Annotated in this window: 17 protein-coding genes; 10 read left to right on the top strand and 7 right to left on the bottom strand. The window is 66.7% G+C overall.

Annotation, left to right across the window (positions count from 1 at the left end; all coding sequences use genetic code 11):
* Positions 1-18: 18 nt before the first annotated feature.
* Entirely contained in the window at positions 19-162 is a 144-nt protein-coding gene (locus RQG77_RS01315) for a hypothetical protein (protein WP_311243084.1), read from the bottom strand.
* Positions 163-255: 93 nt separating this feature from the next.
* On the opposite strand from RQG77_RS01315, the gene RQG77_RS01310 reads away from it, so the two are divergent.
* Complete coding sequence (locus tag RQG77_RS01310; protein ID WP_311243083.1) at positions 256-837, top strand: 1-acyl-sn-glycerol-3-phosphate acyltransferase; 582 nt, start codon at positions 256-258, stop codon at positions 835-837.
* Between the two features lie 12 nt (positions 838-849).
* Here the strand turns inward: RQG77_RS01310 and RQG77_RS01305 are convergent, their stop codons facing one another.
* Positions 850-1071, bottom strand: coding sequence for a hypothetical protein (locus RQG77_RS01305; RefSeq protein WP_311243082.1), 222 nt, complete (start codon positions 1069-1071; stop codon positions 850-852).
* Between the two features lie 69 nt (positions 1072-1140).
* Between RQG77_RS01305 and RQG77_RS01300 the strand changes: the two genes are divergently transcribed.
* On the top strand, positions 1141-1653 hold the full coding sequence (locus RQG77_RS01300) for a DUF6328 family protein (RefSeq protein ID WP_311243081.1): 513 nt from the start codon (positions 1141-1143) through the stop codon (positions 1651-1653).
* A 38-nt stretch (positions 1654-1691) separates the two neighbouring features.
* Here RQG77_RS01300 and RQG77_RS01295 read toward each other — a convergent pair whose 3' ends face one another.
* The gene (locus tag RQG77_RS01295) at positions 1692-2246 is read right to left on the bottom strand and encodes a DNA starvation/stationary phase protection protein (RefSeq protein WP_311243080.1); all 555 of its coding nucleotides are present in this window, start codon (positions 2244-2246) and stop codon (positions 1692-1694) included.
* Positions 2247-2341: 95 nt separating this feature from the next.
* On the opposite strand from RQG77_RS01295, the gene RQG77_RS01290 reads away from it, so the two are divergent.
* The 3 genes from RQG77_RS01290 (at position 2342) to RQG77_RS01280 (ending at position 3730) form a co-directional block, all read left to right on the top strand.
* The gene (locus RQG77_RS01290) at positions 2342-2881 is read left to right on the top strand and encodes a GNAT family N-acetyltransferase (RefSeq protein WP_311243079.1); all 540 of its coding nucleotides are present in this window, start codon (positions 2342-2344) and stop codon (positions 2879-2881) included.
* 74 nt (positions 2882-2955) lie between these two features.
* Complete coding sequence (locus RQG77_RS01285; RefSeq protein WP_210097446.1) at positions 2956-3255, top strand: Fe-S cluster assembly protein HesB; 300 nt, start codon at positions 2956-2958, stop codon at positions 3253-3255.
* 130 nt (positions 3256-3385) lie between these two features.
* Positions 3386-3730, top strand: coding sequence for a LysR family transcriptional regulator (locus RQG77_RS01280; RefSeq protein ID WP_311243078.1), 345 nt, complete (start codon positions 3386-3388; stop codon positions 3728-3730).
* A gap of 19 nt (positions 3731-3749) precedes the next feature.
* On the opposite strand, the gene RQG77_RS01275 is transcribed toward RQG77_RS01280, so the two are convergent.
* Complete coding sequence (locus RQG77_RS01275) at positions 3750-5414, bottom strand: ABC-F family ATP-binding cassette domain-containing protein (protein WP_311243077.1); 1665 nt, start codon at positions 5412-5414, stop codon at positions 3750-3752.
* A 137-nt stretch (positions 5415-5551) separates the two neighbouring features.
* Between RQG77_RS01275 and RQG77_RS01270 the strand changes: the two genes are divergently transcribed.
* Entirely contained in the window at positions 5552-6217 is a 666-nt protein-coding gene (locus RQG77_RS01270) for a hypothetical protein (RefSeq protein ID WP_311243076.1), read from the top strand.
* A gap of 67 nt (positions 6218-6284) precedes the next feature.
* Here RQG77_RS01270 and RQG77_RS01265 read toward each other — a convergent pair whose 3' ends face one another.
* Complete coding sequence (locus tag RQG77_RS01265) at positions 6285-6821, bottom strand: isochorismatase family protein (protein ID WP_311243075.1); 537 nt, start codon at positions 6819-6821, stop codon at positions 6285-6287.
* A 5-nt stretch (positions 6822-6826) separates the two neighbouring features.
* A complete protein-coding gene (locus RQG77_RS01260; RefSeq protein WP_311243074.1) occupies positions 6827-7387 on the bottom strand; it encodes an alpha/beta hydrolase in 561 nt (186 codons plus the stop codon).
* 146 nt (positions 7388-7533) lie between these two features.
* On the opposite strand from RQG77_RS01260, the gene RQG77_RS01255 reads away from it, so the two are divergent.
* A complete protein-coding gene (locus RQG77_RS01255; RefSeq protein WP_311243073.1) occupies positions 7534-7872 on the top strand; it encodes a hypothetical protein in 339 nt (112 codons plus the stop codon).
* A gap of 54 nt (positions 7873-7926) precedes the next feature.
* Here RQG77_RS01255 and RQG77_RS01250 read toward each other — a convergent pair whose 3' ends face one another.
* The gene (locus RQG77_RS01250; RefSeq protein WP_311243072.1) at positions 7927-9693 is read right to left on the bottom strand and encodes a GNAT family N-acetyltransferase; all 1767 of its coding nucleotides are present in this window, start codon (positions 9691-9693) and stop codon (positions 7927-7929) included.
* Between the two features lie 84 nt (positions 9694-9777).
* Between RQG77_RS01250 and RQG77_RS01245 the strand changes: the two genes are divergently transcribed.
* From RQG77_RS01245 to RQG77_RS01235, 3 genes are all read left to right on the top strand, one after another.
* On the top strand, positions 9778-10557 hold the full coding sequence (locus RQG77_RS01245) for an alpha/beta fold hydrolase (RefSeq protein ID WP_311243071.1): 780 nt from the start codon (positions 9778-9780) through the stop codon (positions 10555-10557).
* A gap of 148 nt (positions 10558-10705) precedes the next feature.
* Positions 10706-10996, top strand: coding sequence for a hypothetical protein (locus tag RQG77_RS01240; protein ID WP_311243070.1), 291 nt, complete (start codon positions 10706-10708; stop codon positions 10994-10996).
* 202 nt (positions 10997-11198) lie between these two features.
* Entirely contained in the window at positions 11199-12596 is a 1398-nt protein-coding gene (locus RQG77_RS01235; RefSeq protein ID WP_311243069.1) for a hypothetical protein, read from the top strand.
* Positions 12597-12736: the final 140 nt, after the last annotated feature.

Raw genomic sequence — 12736 nt, 5'->3', positions numbered from 1 at the left:
CGCGGCGGCGTCTGACTGCTACTGCGTCTTCGGCGCGGGAAAGTGGCAGACGCCGCCGCTGCAGTACCCGGCGGAGTCGTTCTCGAGCAGGTTCAGAGCGTCCGGAAGCGGCTGGAGCACGGTCGGTGCGTCCTGCTCGACGGAGTCCTGTGTCTTGGCCATCATTAGATGCTACGCCTGCTCCGACCGGATGGCGCGGAAATCGACACGCCGATCGACAGCGGACGGACAGCCGCGCTCCCCTACGTTTGACGAGTGCTCAAACGACTCATCGCCCGCCTGTACTGGACGCTCAGCCGCTGGACCCTCACCGCTGAGGGCACGCCGACGCGCCCGACGATCCTGATCGGCGCGCCGCACACCTCTAACTGGGACTTCGTGCTGATGCTGGCCATCGCCTGGCGCCTCGACATCGAAGTGCACTGGCTCGGAAAGAGCAGCTTGTTCCGCGGATGGCGCGGCCCGATCATGCGCCGCCTCGGCGGCATCCCCGTCGACCGAGCGGACCCGGCCCGGGTCGTCACCGACGTGGTTGCACAGGTCCACTCGGGAAGCGTGTTCGGTCTGGTCATCACCCCCGACGGCACCCGCGGGGGCAATGAGTACTGGAAGTCGGGTTTCTACCGCATCGCCCGTGAAACGGGCATGCCGGTGACGCTCGGTTTCGTCGACCGGACCACGATGACCACCGGCCTCGGACCCACGATCGGCCTGACCGGCGACATTCCCGCCGACATGGATCGGATCCGCGCCTTCTACGCCGACAAAGCCGGAGTGCGCCCCGAGCGCCGCACGGAACCGCGCCTGCGAGAAGAGAATCCGACCGAAGACAGCTGACCGCGGCCCGGATCAGTCCGAGTCCGCCGCCTCTACTTCCGCGCGAGCCTCCGACCGCGCGTAGGCGAGATCGTCGTTTGACAGCGTCTCGGACATCCCGACCACGGTGCCGGTGATCGTGCGGATCTCCTCGCGAGCCCGTTCGCCGAGATGCGGGGCGGTGTCTCCGAGCACCTCGACCCGGGCCTCGAGCGACAGCTCTGACCACCATTCGCGAATAGGTGGAATCGTCATCCGATCCTCCTCGGTGTGCGTGTGGCAAGAGCCTGGACAGGAGCCGGCTTCGCCCGCGAGACTGACCCCATGGAACCCGAGGAGCCCCTGCCCGCGGCAGAACGCGATGCACTGGTCGACGGACGCGATGAGACCCGCAACGAGCGCGCGGACCGCAACTGGGACGAGCTGCTGCAGGAACTGCGCGTCATGCAGACAGGGACGCAGATCCTCACGGGATTTCTCCTCGCGGTGGCATTCCAACCTCGGTTCGAGGACATGGACGAGTTCCAGCGCGACCTGTACGTCGTGCTCGTCGCACTCGCCGCGCTCGCAACCATCCTTGCATTGGCGCCCGTCGGCATGCATCGGGCCATCTTCGGACGACGGCGCAAGCCCGAGCTCGTGCGGGTGGCTGCTCGCATCGTGAAGATCGATCTCGTGGTGATCGCAGCCCTGACCGTCGGGGTGACTACGCTGATCATCGACTTCACGGTCAACCGCACGGCGGGCCTGATAGCGCTCGTCGCATCTCTGGTGACGATCGCCATCCTGTCGCTTGTGCTCCCCCGCCTCGTTCGGCGGTCGGCGGACCGCGACTGACCGCGGTCCACCGGCGTCGCCTCAGCGATGCGTCTCACTCAGCTCCCGGCGGGGGTCCGGTTCTCGGCGCTGACCATCCACGCGAACTGCTCGAGGCTTTCGAGGACAGCGTGCAGGATGTCGGCCGACGTGGGGTCCTCTTCGTCGACGGCATCGTGCACGTCACGGATCGTACCGATCGTGGCCTCGAGGCGCGCAGTGATGAGGTCGATCGTGTCGGTCGTCGACACCTCACCCATCGGGAACGCGGGAAGCGAGGTCGTCTCGGTGATCGTGTCCGTGCGGCCGTCGGGAACCGCGTGCAGCGCGCGCATGCGCTCGGCGACAGTGTCGCTGAACGTGCGCGCGGCATCGATGATCTCGTCGAGCTGACGGTGGGTGTCGCGGAAGTTGCGTCCGACGACGTTCCAGTGCGCCTGCTTGCCCTGCAATGAGAGCTCGATCAGGTCGACGAGCACGAGCTGCAAGTTGGCGGCCAGCGTCGAAGAGGCTGTGAAGCCCTTCTCGGCGTTCTGTCGCCTCGTCGTCTTCGCTCCGCGCTTGGGTGCGTTGCCGGTCTTGGACGCGCTCTTGGACGTGTTCTTCTCAGCCATGAGTCCTCCTGGGTTGGAAACTGTGAGGCTAGCTCCGTTCGAGGCCCGCATCGAGGGGGTTGACAGTCCACCCGGTCTCATCAGATCGTGGCGCTGTGACGGGATCCGAAAGAGCACAGACCGAGGTCGATAACCACGCATCCGATGTGGTGATCAGACCGACCTCGGAGTCCGATGCGGGCGAGGTGCTCACTCTGCAGCGCGCGGCGTTCGTGTCGGAGGCACAGATCTACGGCAGCGCCGATATGCCTCCGCTCACCCAGACGCTGCCCGAGGTGGAGGCCGAGCTGCGTTCCAGCAGCGGGCTGTCGGCTCGGAAGGACGGGCGACTGGTCGGGGTCATCCGGTTCGTCGAGGACGACGGAGTGCTGCTGATCGGCAGAATCGCGATCGCTCCCGACATGCAGGGAGAGGGGATCGGGCGCACGCTGCTCGACGCGGCCGAACGCACGTCGACCGCGCGTGTGGCCGAGCTCTTCACGGGCAGCCTGAGCGAGGCGAACATCCGCCTCTACGAAACGTGCGGCTACCGAGAAACGGTGCGGGTGCCCGATGGCGACGGGACGGAACAGGTCTTCCTGAGAAAACCTCTGCATCAGGTGGGAGACCCCTCCGAACCGGGCGCGTCGGGTTGAAACGCATCGCGGGGTGGGGAATCGTGGCCCGCACGCCGCACCCGCGTCGTGAACGCAACCGGAAGGAGAGTCTCATGCTCACCCTCACCGATAACGCCTCCGCAATCGTGAACACCCTCGTCAGCCGTCAGACCGACGCCACCGACGCAGGACTCCGCATTCACTCCACGCCCGCTCCCGGGCCCGACGGCGGCGCGCGCCTCGCCGTCCTGGTCACGCCCGACCCCGAGCCCGAGGATCAGGTCGTCGAGGTCTCGGGCACCCGTCTGTTCCTCGATGAGACGGCCGCCGCCGCGCTCGACGACAAGATCCTGGATGCGGGAGTGGACGACGAAGGCTCGGTGTCCTTCGCCGTGTTGCCGAAGGTCGCCTGACGAAGACTCCCCGGATGCCGCGGCTCATCGAGCCGCGGCATCCGTGCGTCCGCGGGTCTGTGCACCCCGGCTCGCGTAGGTTAGAACCAGAGCCGCGATCGTCGTGGTTCGAGAAGGACCGTTCACGCGCATGAAGTTGGCATTGCTCCGTCGCTACGTCGTCCTCGCCGACACGCTGCACTTCCCTCGAGCCGCGAAAGAGCTGGGCATCCCGCTGGCCTCGCTCTACACCTCGCTCGACAAGCTCGAAGCAGAGGTGGGCCACACGCTCATCAACCGCGAGGGAACGCCTCGCCTGACGAGTGTCGGTGAGCTGTTCCTGGTCGAGGCTCAAGCCACTGTCGCCGCCGCTCCCCCGCCGGCCCCGAAGACCGCGGCTCCGGCGGGCGGTAAGGCCAAGGCGTCCAAGGGCAAGGGACGGGCGCCCATCGTCAAGGGGCAGCCCAAGCCGTACAAGAAGCGCCAGGGTCGCTGAGCTTCCGGGGCGCCGAGACTCAGCGCTCTTCGACCCGTCCGTTCTCGACGCTCCAGCGACGGTTCGTCTGCACGGCCTCCAGCATCCGACGGTCGTGCGTGACGAGCAGAAGCGTGCCCGGATATGACTCGAGGGCCTGCTCGAGCTGTTCGATCGCCTGAAGATCGAGGTGGTTGGTGGGCTCGTCGAGCACCAGCAGGTTGATTCCGCGCGCCTGCAGCAGGGCGAGTGCCGCCCGCGTGCGCTCCCCCGGTGAGAGATCGTCCACAGGCCGCGTGACGTGGTCGGCCCTGAGGCCGAACTTGGCCAGCAGCGTCCGCACTTCGGCCGACGACATCTCGGGCACGAGCGCTTCGAACGCATCTGCGAGCGCAGCATCGCCGACCAGAAGCGAGCGCGCCTGGTCGATCTCTCCGATCAGCACGCTGCTTCCCAGCGTCGAGGTCCCCTCGACGGGAGCCTGTCGTCCGAGGAGCGCGCGCAGCAGAGTGGACTTCCCCGCTCCGTTCGGCCCGGTGATCCCGATGCGGTCGCCTGCGTCGACCTGCAGCGACAGCGGACCGAGCGTGAAGTCGCCCTGCCGGAACACCGCGGAGTTCAGCGTCGACACGACGGAGCTCGAGCGAGGCGCGGACCCGATCGTGAACTCGAGCTGCCACTCCTTGCGAGGTTCCTCGACCTCGTCGAGGCGCGCGATCCGGCTCTCCATCTGACGCACCTTCTGCGCCTGCTTCTCGCTGGACTCCATCGACGCCTTGCGCTTGATCTTGTCGTTGTCCGGGGACTTCTTCATCGCGTTTCGCACGCCCTGGCTCGACCACTCCCGCTGCGTGCGGGCACGGGCGACGAGATCGGCCTTCTTGTCGGCGAACTCGTCGTACTTCTCCCTCAGGTGGCGGCGGACGACCGCACGCTCCTCGATGTACGCGTCGTACCCGCCGCCATAGACGCGATGGGAGTTCTGCGCGAAGTCGAGCTCGAGAACCCGGGTGACGCTTCGTGCGAGGAACTCGCGGTCGTGACTGACCAGCACGACGCCACCGCGAAGCCCGCGCACGAAGGACTCCAGCCGGTCGAGGCCGTCGAGATCGAGATCGTTGGTCGGTTCGTCGAGGAAGACGATGTCGAAGCGCGACAGCAGCAGGGCGGCCAGCCCGACGCGTGCGGCCTGGCCTCCGGACAGTCCCGTCATGAGCGCGTCCTCGGCCACGCGTCCGCCGCTCGGGAGGCCGAGATCCGCCAGCACCGCGGGGATGCGCTCATCGAGGTCCGCCGCGCCGCTGGCGAGCCATCGGTCGAGTGCCTGCGAATACGTGTCCGCGGGGTCCGTGCCGGCCGGCGCCAGCGACGGGTCTCCCAGGGCGGCAGCCGCGGCATCCATCTCCTGCGTCGCCTCGGCGCAGCCCGTGCGGCGCGCGATGTACTCGGCGACCGTCTCACCCTCGACACGTTCGTGCTCCTGCGGCAGCCAGCCGACGAAGGCGTCGGTCGGTGCGAGAGACACCGTTCCGTCAGCGGGGGCGAGAACCCCCGCAAGGATCCGGAGCAGCGTGGACTTGCCCGCACCGTTCGCGCCGACGACCCCGATCACGTCTCCGGGAGCGACGGTCAGGTCGAGGCCCTCGAAGAGGATGCGGTGACCATAGCCACCTGCCAGATTCTGGGCGACGAGGGTTGCGGTCATCAGACCAGTCTGTCAGGAGCGCAGCAGAGCTGCGCCGAGCTGGCTTGAAGCAGATGCCAAGGCGCGAGGATCACGATAAGTGATCGGTCGGTCCAATCCGACCGATCAGGTCGAACCTCTCGTATACGTTGAGAACCATGCGCCGCAACACCCCATTTCTGCTTGCACTCGCCGCGACCGCCGTCCTGATCGCAGGGTGTGCTGCTGAAGCCGGCCCGCCCTCCTCTTCGACTCCGACCCCCTCGGCGGAGGCGGCCCCCAGCGCCACCCCCACGCCCGAGGCGACGGCACAGCTTGTGGTGACGATCGAGGGAATCGACTTCGTCGACGGCGACGACACGCAGACGGCGAGCTTCAAGGACGCTGCAGCCCTGCGTTCGTTGCTCGAGGCGGCGACGGGCGAGCTCCCCGAGCCCAGCGAGATCGAGGATCCCCCTGGATATGAGTCCGACACGGTGCGCTACGACTGGGACGGGTTGACTCTCTTCATGGATCCCGCAGGCACGGCTCCTGCCAGGATCACGGTGATGTCGGCAGCAGTCGCTGGCATCCCGATCGCGTCGGAGGAGGGCTTGACCATCGGCTCCACCCGGGATGACGTGGTCGCAGCGCAAGGCTGGGACGTCTTCGACGCTGACGGCGATGGCATCGCCGACTACCTCGGAGTCGGCGGCATGGAGGTCCCGGGCACGACATCTCTGGTGCGCCCCGGCGAGACCGGCGTGCAGTATCTGATGTTCGATGTCGCAGGTGACGTGGTGACGCGCATCGATGCGCCGGCGGACGACTTCAGCGACCTCTGAGCCCCGCTCCGTTCCCCGGCATCACGGCCGCGCTGAACAGCCTCAAGAGCATCAGCTCATGCCGCCCTCAGAGCGCGACCCGGTCGTGCGTGGCGATCGCGAACCGCTGGCCCGGGTAACGCAGCCCGGAGAAGTACATGTTCGTGTGTGCGACGATCTGCTGTCCCGAGATCGGCACGCCGTCCCACTCGGTGTCGACGGTGGTGTGCGCGTCGCTCACGAGCGTGACGTCGTAGCCCTCCGCCGCAGCACGCTGCATCGTGGTGCGCACGCAGAAATCCGACTGCGCCCCGGTGATCACCAGGTGCGTCGCGCCGAGCTCGTCGAGCGTCTGCCTCAGCGTCGTGTCGGCGAAGGAGTCGCGATAGCTCTTCCGCACCAGCGGCTCCCCTTCGGCACGGTGCAGTGGCGCCGCGAGCTCCCATTCAGGTGTTCCCACTCCGACGGGGTCATGATGCACCCAGACCACGGGAACGTGAGCTGCTCGAGCGCGATCGACCAGCGCCGCAGCGCGCGCGAGCACGCCGTGCTCGTCGTGGCATCCGGGCATCACTCCGGCCTGCAGGTCGATCGCGAGGACGACGGTGCGCTCGCCCGAGGCCATCGGGTTCAGTCCCAGTCCAGGTATTCCTCGATGATCACGCCGGTCTCGATCGGGTGATGCATCGGGAAGAGGTGATCGCCGGCGATCGTCTTGATGCTCGAACGGTCGGGGATCGCGGACTGCAGCGCCTCGGCGTTCGCGGCGGGAGTGTCGGTGTCTTCGGTTCCCTGCACGATCAGCACGGGGATCGCGGGGGCCACCTCGATGTCGACGTCTTCGACACCCAGCAGCAGGAGGCCGTTCGCGCGGTCGGCGTGTGCGGCGACAAGCGCCCGAGCGATGGTTCCACCGAATCCGTGGCCTCCGACCCAGGTGTCGTCGATGCCGACGTGGTCGATCACGGCGACGACGTCGTCGACACGCTCGTCCAGAGTCGCGTCGCCGACACGGTGGCCGATGCGCAGCACATGGAAGCCCGCCTCCTCGGCGAGGTAGTGCGCGGCGACGCCCAGAACGTCGGCTGCGAGCCCCTGCTCCTGGATCAGCACGAGCTTGACCGGCCCGTCGCCCTCATCCACGAAGGGGATGGCGCGGCCTTCTGGCTCGAAGATCTGGGTGTCGGTCATGGGCGCGCGGCTCCTCGTTCAGCGTTCAGGGATCGTGTTCCAGCGTAGTCGAGCGCGTCTCATCGCGACCGTCGAGCTCCGCGCCGGAGGCCTACAGATGCGGACACGCAGCGCCTACTGCGGATCTCCTCGACCAGACTGGGACCGTGGACGATTGCGAGACCTGTGACTCAGCCGGGGTGCCGGGCATCGGCGCGCTGCCGTGGGATATCGGTGCGACGACGGAGGCGTTGATCCAGAGGGTCGGCAACGGGAGGATGCGCGAGCTGCGTCATGACGTTCCGCTCGAGGACATGATCCCCCTGCTCGAGTCGGATCTGAAGTACACGATCGTCAGCTTCGTGGAGTGCCTCGACTGCGGACGCGTGCTCTTCTGGGGGCTCTGCATCCGTGGGAACCCCATCCTCCGGCATGCGGACAGAACCGAGATCGATCGTCGGCGGTGGAGCGAGGTGCCGCCACGACGGCGATGGGCGCGAAGCTGACAGCATCCGCCCGTCCGCCGGCGCTGCTGCGGGCAGGCAAGCACCCGTGCGCCGCTAGAGGTGCCGCTTCAACCCGACGTGGGCAGTCTCATACCCGAGTCTGGTGTAGAAGGCGCGAGTCCGATCCCGCGCTTCGTCGGTGGTGATCTGTGACAGTCGCGCTCCCCGTGCCCGCCCGAACTCGTGTGCCCACTCGAGCATCGCCGCGCCCAGGCCCTGTGACCGTTCCCCTGGCGCGACTCGCAACCCCTCGATCTGCAGGCGGGTCGAACCACCGCGAGAGAGCCCCGGGATCACGGTCAGCTGCATGGTGCCGACGATGTGGTCGGCGCTGTCGCGGACGACCCCCAGATAGTTGGATGCATCGCGAGCGACCGCGCTGAAGCCCGCCTCATATCGTTCGAGCTCGACGCCCTCACGGTCTCGACTGAACTGGTCGTCGGACAGCAGCGCTGCGATGGCCTCGATGTCATCGCGGCTCGCGCGCTCGAGCCGGAAGGTGCGGCCCGCGACCTGAAGTCGCCCGCGCACCGAGGACCGTGCGTCCGCATGCAACCTGGCGACGAGCAGATCGAGCCAGCCACCGACGTTGGCGCGAGCCTCGGCGGTGTCGGGATAACGGCATCTCAGGTGCAGACCGGACTCGTCCAGGATGAACCACAGCATGACACCGTCGGTGTCGGTCGCCGCGCTGACGTATTGCGCGTCGAGCCCGACGGAATCGATCCGCACGGGGAGTCTGCGCAAGTCGAGCCACGAGATCGCGAACATCCCGGGAGCCACGGGCATCCCGCCCCACGGCGCGAGTACATCTGCGAGCGGCCAGGCACCGAGCTGCACCGCCTCTTTCACCGCTGCCGCCGCCGCGTGCGGTTCGGCGAGCTCCGATTCGAGGACGGAGTTGGTGATGAACCAGCCGACCGAGTCGTGCCAGTTCTCCTCGAAGCGGCTGTGCACGGGAAAGACGGCTCGCAACGCCGTGCCCGCCAGCTCGCGGGTCACCGCAGTCATCGCGACGACCGCGCGTGCGAGGGTAGAGACGCCGTCGTCACGGGCCTGCGCAGCGAACGCGGCGGCGTCGTCGACGTCGAACACATCGCGCACTTCCACGCGCTCACGATGCGGCTCTGGAGACCCCAGCGACAGCGGGAACTGCGGCATGACGCCGCCGCTGTCCGCGATGATGGCCTCCCACCGCTGACGGACGCGATCGGGTGCGGCATCCCGATCCAGCAGCGCCTGAGTGTGTTCGACGAAGGCAGGCGCTGGCCCGGGCATCGGCTTCGCGCCAGCCCTTCCCGCGTCGAGCGCAGACAGCAGGTCGCGCGCGATCACCAGCATCGACCACATGTCGACGTGCGCATGATCAGCCGCGATCACGACCGTGAGCCCCGCAGCAGTCTCCAACACACACAGCCGGTGCGAAGGACGTCGGTACGGCGAACACGCGGCATCGAGGATGTCCCGCAACGCGTCGTTGACCGCCTGACCGGGGCCCACCTCGTGTTCTACCCAGCTTCCGGGGCCGATCTCGATCTCGTGCAGCATCGGATCGCCATCAGCACCGGGCGCGAATGCCGATCGCAACGTGCCATGGCGAGCGATGACAGCCAGCCATGCCTCGGCGATCGACTCTCGCCGAGTCGGTGCAGGCAACCGGAACGACAGCGCCATCCAGGAGCCCGGTCGATCGCCGGCTCCGACATGGATCCGCTGATCGAACGACACCGGGAGGGGGCGTCCGAGCGCAGACGCGCTGACGTCGTAACCCCAGAGCCGTCCGAACGGGAGGCGGAGGTGCGTGACGTTGGTCAGTCGCATGGGCAGTACCTTATCGCCCCCAGATAACCTGAAAACTCCACGACTGCCCGACCCGACGCGGCAAGTCACCGATCGAGGAGCCCGATGCCCACTTTCGAGGTAGCCGGAGCCGAGCTGGCTGTCGCCCTGAGCGATGAAGGCGGGCACCCGGTGGTCCAGTTGCACGGACTCACGTCGAGCCGGGCCCGCGATCGGGTGCTCAATCTCGACCTCGGTCGAGGGCTCAGCGGAACTCGATTGCTGCGGTACGACGCACGGGGCCATGGTCGGTCGACCGGGCGCAAGGTCTCGGAGGACTATCGCTGGCCGAACCTCGCCGAGGATCTTCTGCGATTGCTCGATCGCTGGTTCCCGGGCGAACCCGTCCACGGGGTCGGCCCCTCCATGGGCGCCGCGACTCTCTTGCACGCTGCGTCGCGCGAGCCCGACCGCTTCACCGGGCTCACACTCATGGTGCCGCCCACCGCGTGGGAGACCAGGCCCGATCAAGCCGCGATCTATCGGACGGCGGCAGAGCTCATCGAATCCGACGGTGTGGAAGCGTTCCACGCCGCCACGCGCGGATCGACACCACCCCCGGCCACCGTCGGTGCGCCGGAGACATGGCCCGACGTCGCCGACGCTCTCATGCCGTCGCTGCTTCGCGGTGCGGCAATCAGCGATCTGCCGGCACCTGAGGACATCGCGCGGATCGATGTGCCGACGACGATCTTGGCGTGGGTGGACGATCCGGGCCACCCACTGTCGACTGCGGAACACCTCGCCCAGCTGCTCCCGCACGCGACCCTGACGATCGCCCGCACCCCAGGGGACGTCGAAGGGTGGCCCGAGGTCTTGCGTCAGGACGTCGAGCGGCACGGCTAGACCGGCTGTTCGCGCCGAGTTCGCTCGCGACAGCGCTCTGATCGTCAGAGGTCGAGTGACACCAGTTCTCGCCCTCGCTCCGACAGCGCAGTGATATCTTCATGCGGTGAGGCCAGAGTTCGGGGATGCCGCAGACGCGACTTTCGTCGTGACCATCGTCGTTGACATGCCGATCACCAAGCTCCATGCGCTGGACGTCGTAGCCTTCGCGGCGGACAGTGCCATCCGAGACGCACGCACCTCGTCACCACGCGTGCCGCTTTCGCCCGACGCCTGGGCAGAGGTGCAGATACCACGCTTTGCCGATCCGCCCCCGATCGCCATCGACGTCTGCTCAGACGCAAGCTTCGATGTCGCGCGCGCTGCCGCCGAGCGCCTTGAGAAGGCACTGGTGCAGGTCGGCTGGACCGTGCGTGCTCGACGTAGCGACGAGATCTGATTCGCGACCCGCGGCTTCGTAAGAGCCGGTGCCGATCTCCTCAGCACTCGGGCAGGACCCCGCTCAGTTGTTGAAGCGGAACTCCACCACGTCGCCGTCCGAATAAACATCAGCCCGCGGTCCGCGGCCTGTTAATTCACGTCTCTGCCGCGGCCGCTACATGCCAGCATCTGGGAGCATTGTCATTGGGTAACGTTCAGGAGTGACCTTTGAAGCTCGGATCGAGCCCTCTGTCCTCAAGATGGGACAGCCGTTCACCGTTTTCGTCAACGATGCGCCCCAGTGGTCGAACAAGACCATCAATGTGCAGATCGAATCGAGCGACGACATCGAACCCCTGACCATGTCGATGTCATTCTCGATGGATATCGGTGACGAAGGCACGGGAAGCTGGCACCACGCTTCCGGATTCGAGATCGAACACGAAAGCGTCGTCTTCGTTTCGGCGGCCGGACTCACCCCACCACCGTTTGATCCCGCGTCTCCGCAAGCTCCGCTCGCGCCGGAGTTCGTCCGTCCCGAGTCCGTGTCGCTGACTGCGTTGAACTCGCCGAGCACGGCGAGTGACAAAGTCGTCGATTTGTACTTCGACCTTCAGAAACGCAGGGAAGCCCGATTCGAACAGCCGCTCGGCACGCCCGGTCAGGGTTCCCAGTTCCGCGCGGCCGTACTCGTCGACGGGTTACTGATCACCCAGCCGATCCAGACCACGCACGGCGCCGTGCACCCGCAGGCGCTCGAGGTCTGCGACGGCGACGTTCGCGACCTTATCAACGCCTCCCTCGAGACACTCGGATGGCCAGGACGCGTCAACGACGAAGCGTGGAATCAACAGCTGAACCGCAACGACTTCGCGGTGTTCGAGTTCCCGAACATCTGGGCCGCGGACGAGGCTGAAGCCGACGCCCTTGCGATGGCCGAAACAGACAAGCTCGTCCTTACCCTTGCATACCTGCGGCATGCAGCACCTCGGCCCATCCTGGTTGCGCTCGAGAGCCGCACACCGCAGCACATCCGCTTCCGAAGCCTCCGCGGCGTCTACACCGGGAATCTCATCGGCGGCTTTATGGGTGGCGAGAGCCCTCGCGAGCTTCTCCGCGTTGGCAGCGCACTCGCTATGTCGCCCAAGGTCGAACTGTACGTCAACCTCTATCTCGAAGCCCGACGCGAGAAGCAGGAGGATTCTCGCTACTTCAAGCTCTGGGCTGTTCTCGAGATCGTTGCAATCAACGAGATTGCCGCGGGCGCGAAGGTTTCACTCGACGATGGTACGCAGTGGCCGAATGGGGGCACTACAAGCCAAGCGGCCCCTCGCGTTTTCGAACTCGTCAGATCAACTGGCCTCGCCGGACGCCAGTGGCCCGACGGCGGCGACCTCTATGACTTTGTTCGCAGCGTTTACGGGCGACGGAACGCCACCGCCCACTATGGGCGTTTCGTCCCGACCGACCCAGCTCAACAGACGCAGGCCCAGTGGCATCCGTGGGCTGTCAGGACACTCTCGGTCGAGAGCGGGCACCCAGGGTGGCTCTGGGAGCTCGACAACGTCGTTCACGAGATAGTTGGCTCTCAGATCGCCAAGAATGCGACGGTTAGGTGATTGGCACGTCGCTGAGCGGCGACAGCCGGCTCCACCGCAACAATCGAAAACTCGCTCCACCGCAGCAGCCAACGGTCGATTCGCTCGTGAACAGAGTTACTCGAAGCACCTGAGCAGACCACGCCTCTTGGCATCTCGGC

The sequence above is a fragment of the Microbacterium sp. WCS2018Hpa-23 genome, from assembly GCF_031843845.1.
Taxonomy (GTDB): domain Bacteria; phylum Actinomycetota; class Actinomycetes; order Actinomycetales; family Microbacteriaceae; genus Microbacterium.
Note: the sequence above shows the minus strand (reverse complement) of the source record. Positions and strands in the feature narration are given on the sequence as shown.

Coding starts and splice junctions, on each gene's coding strand:
- RQG77_RS01285 (WP_210097446.1), top strand. CDS start 2,956: ATGCTCACCCTCACCGATAACGCCTCCGCAATCGTGAACACCCTCGTC.
- RQG77_RS01250 (WP_311243072.1), bottom strand. CDS start 9,693: ATGCGACTGACCAACGTCACGCACCTCCGCCTCCCGTTCGGACGGCTC.
- RQG77_RS01300 (WP_311243081.1), top strand. CDS start 1,141: ATGGAACCCGAGGAGCCCCTGCCCGCGGCAGAACGCGATGCACTGGTC.
- RQG77_RS01295 (WP_311243080.1), bottom strand. CDS start 2,246: ATGGCTGAGAAGAACACGTCCAAGAGCGCGTCCAAGACCGGCAACGCA.
- RQG77_RS01260 (WP_311243074.1), bottom strand. CDS start 7,387: ATGACCGACACCCAGATCTTCGAGCCAGAAGGCCGCGCCATCCCCTTC.
- RQG77_RS01270 (WP_311243076.1), top strand. CDS start 5,552: ATGCGCCGCAACACCCCATTTCTGCTTGCACTCGCCGCGACCGCCGTC.
- RQG77_RS01315 (WP_311243084.1), bottom strand. CDS start 162: ATGGCCAAGACACAGGACTCCGTCGAGCAGGACGCACCGACCGTGCTC.
- RQG77_RS01275 (WP_311243077.1), bottom strand. CDS start 5,414: ATGACCGCAACCCTCGTCGCCCAGAATCTGGCAGGTGGCTATGGTCAC.
- RQG77_RS01265 (WP_311243075.1), bottom strand. CDS start 6,821: ATGGCCTCGGGCGAGCGCACCGTCGTCCTCGCGATCGACCTGCAGGCC.
- RQG77_RS01245 (WP_311243071.1), top strand. CDS start 9,778: ATGCCCACTTTCGAGGTAGCCGGAGCCGAGCTGGCTGTCGCCCTGAGC.
- RQG77_RS01280 (WP_311243078.1), top strand. CDS start 3,386: ATGAAGTTGGCATTGCTCCGTCGCTACGTCGTCCTCGCCGACACGCTG.
- RQG77_RS01305 (WP_311243082.1), bottom strand. CDS start 1,071: ATGACGATTCCACCTATTCGCGAATGGTGGTCAGAGCTGTCGCTCGAG.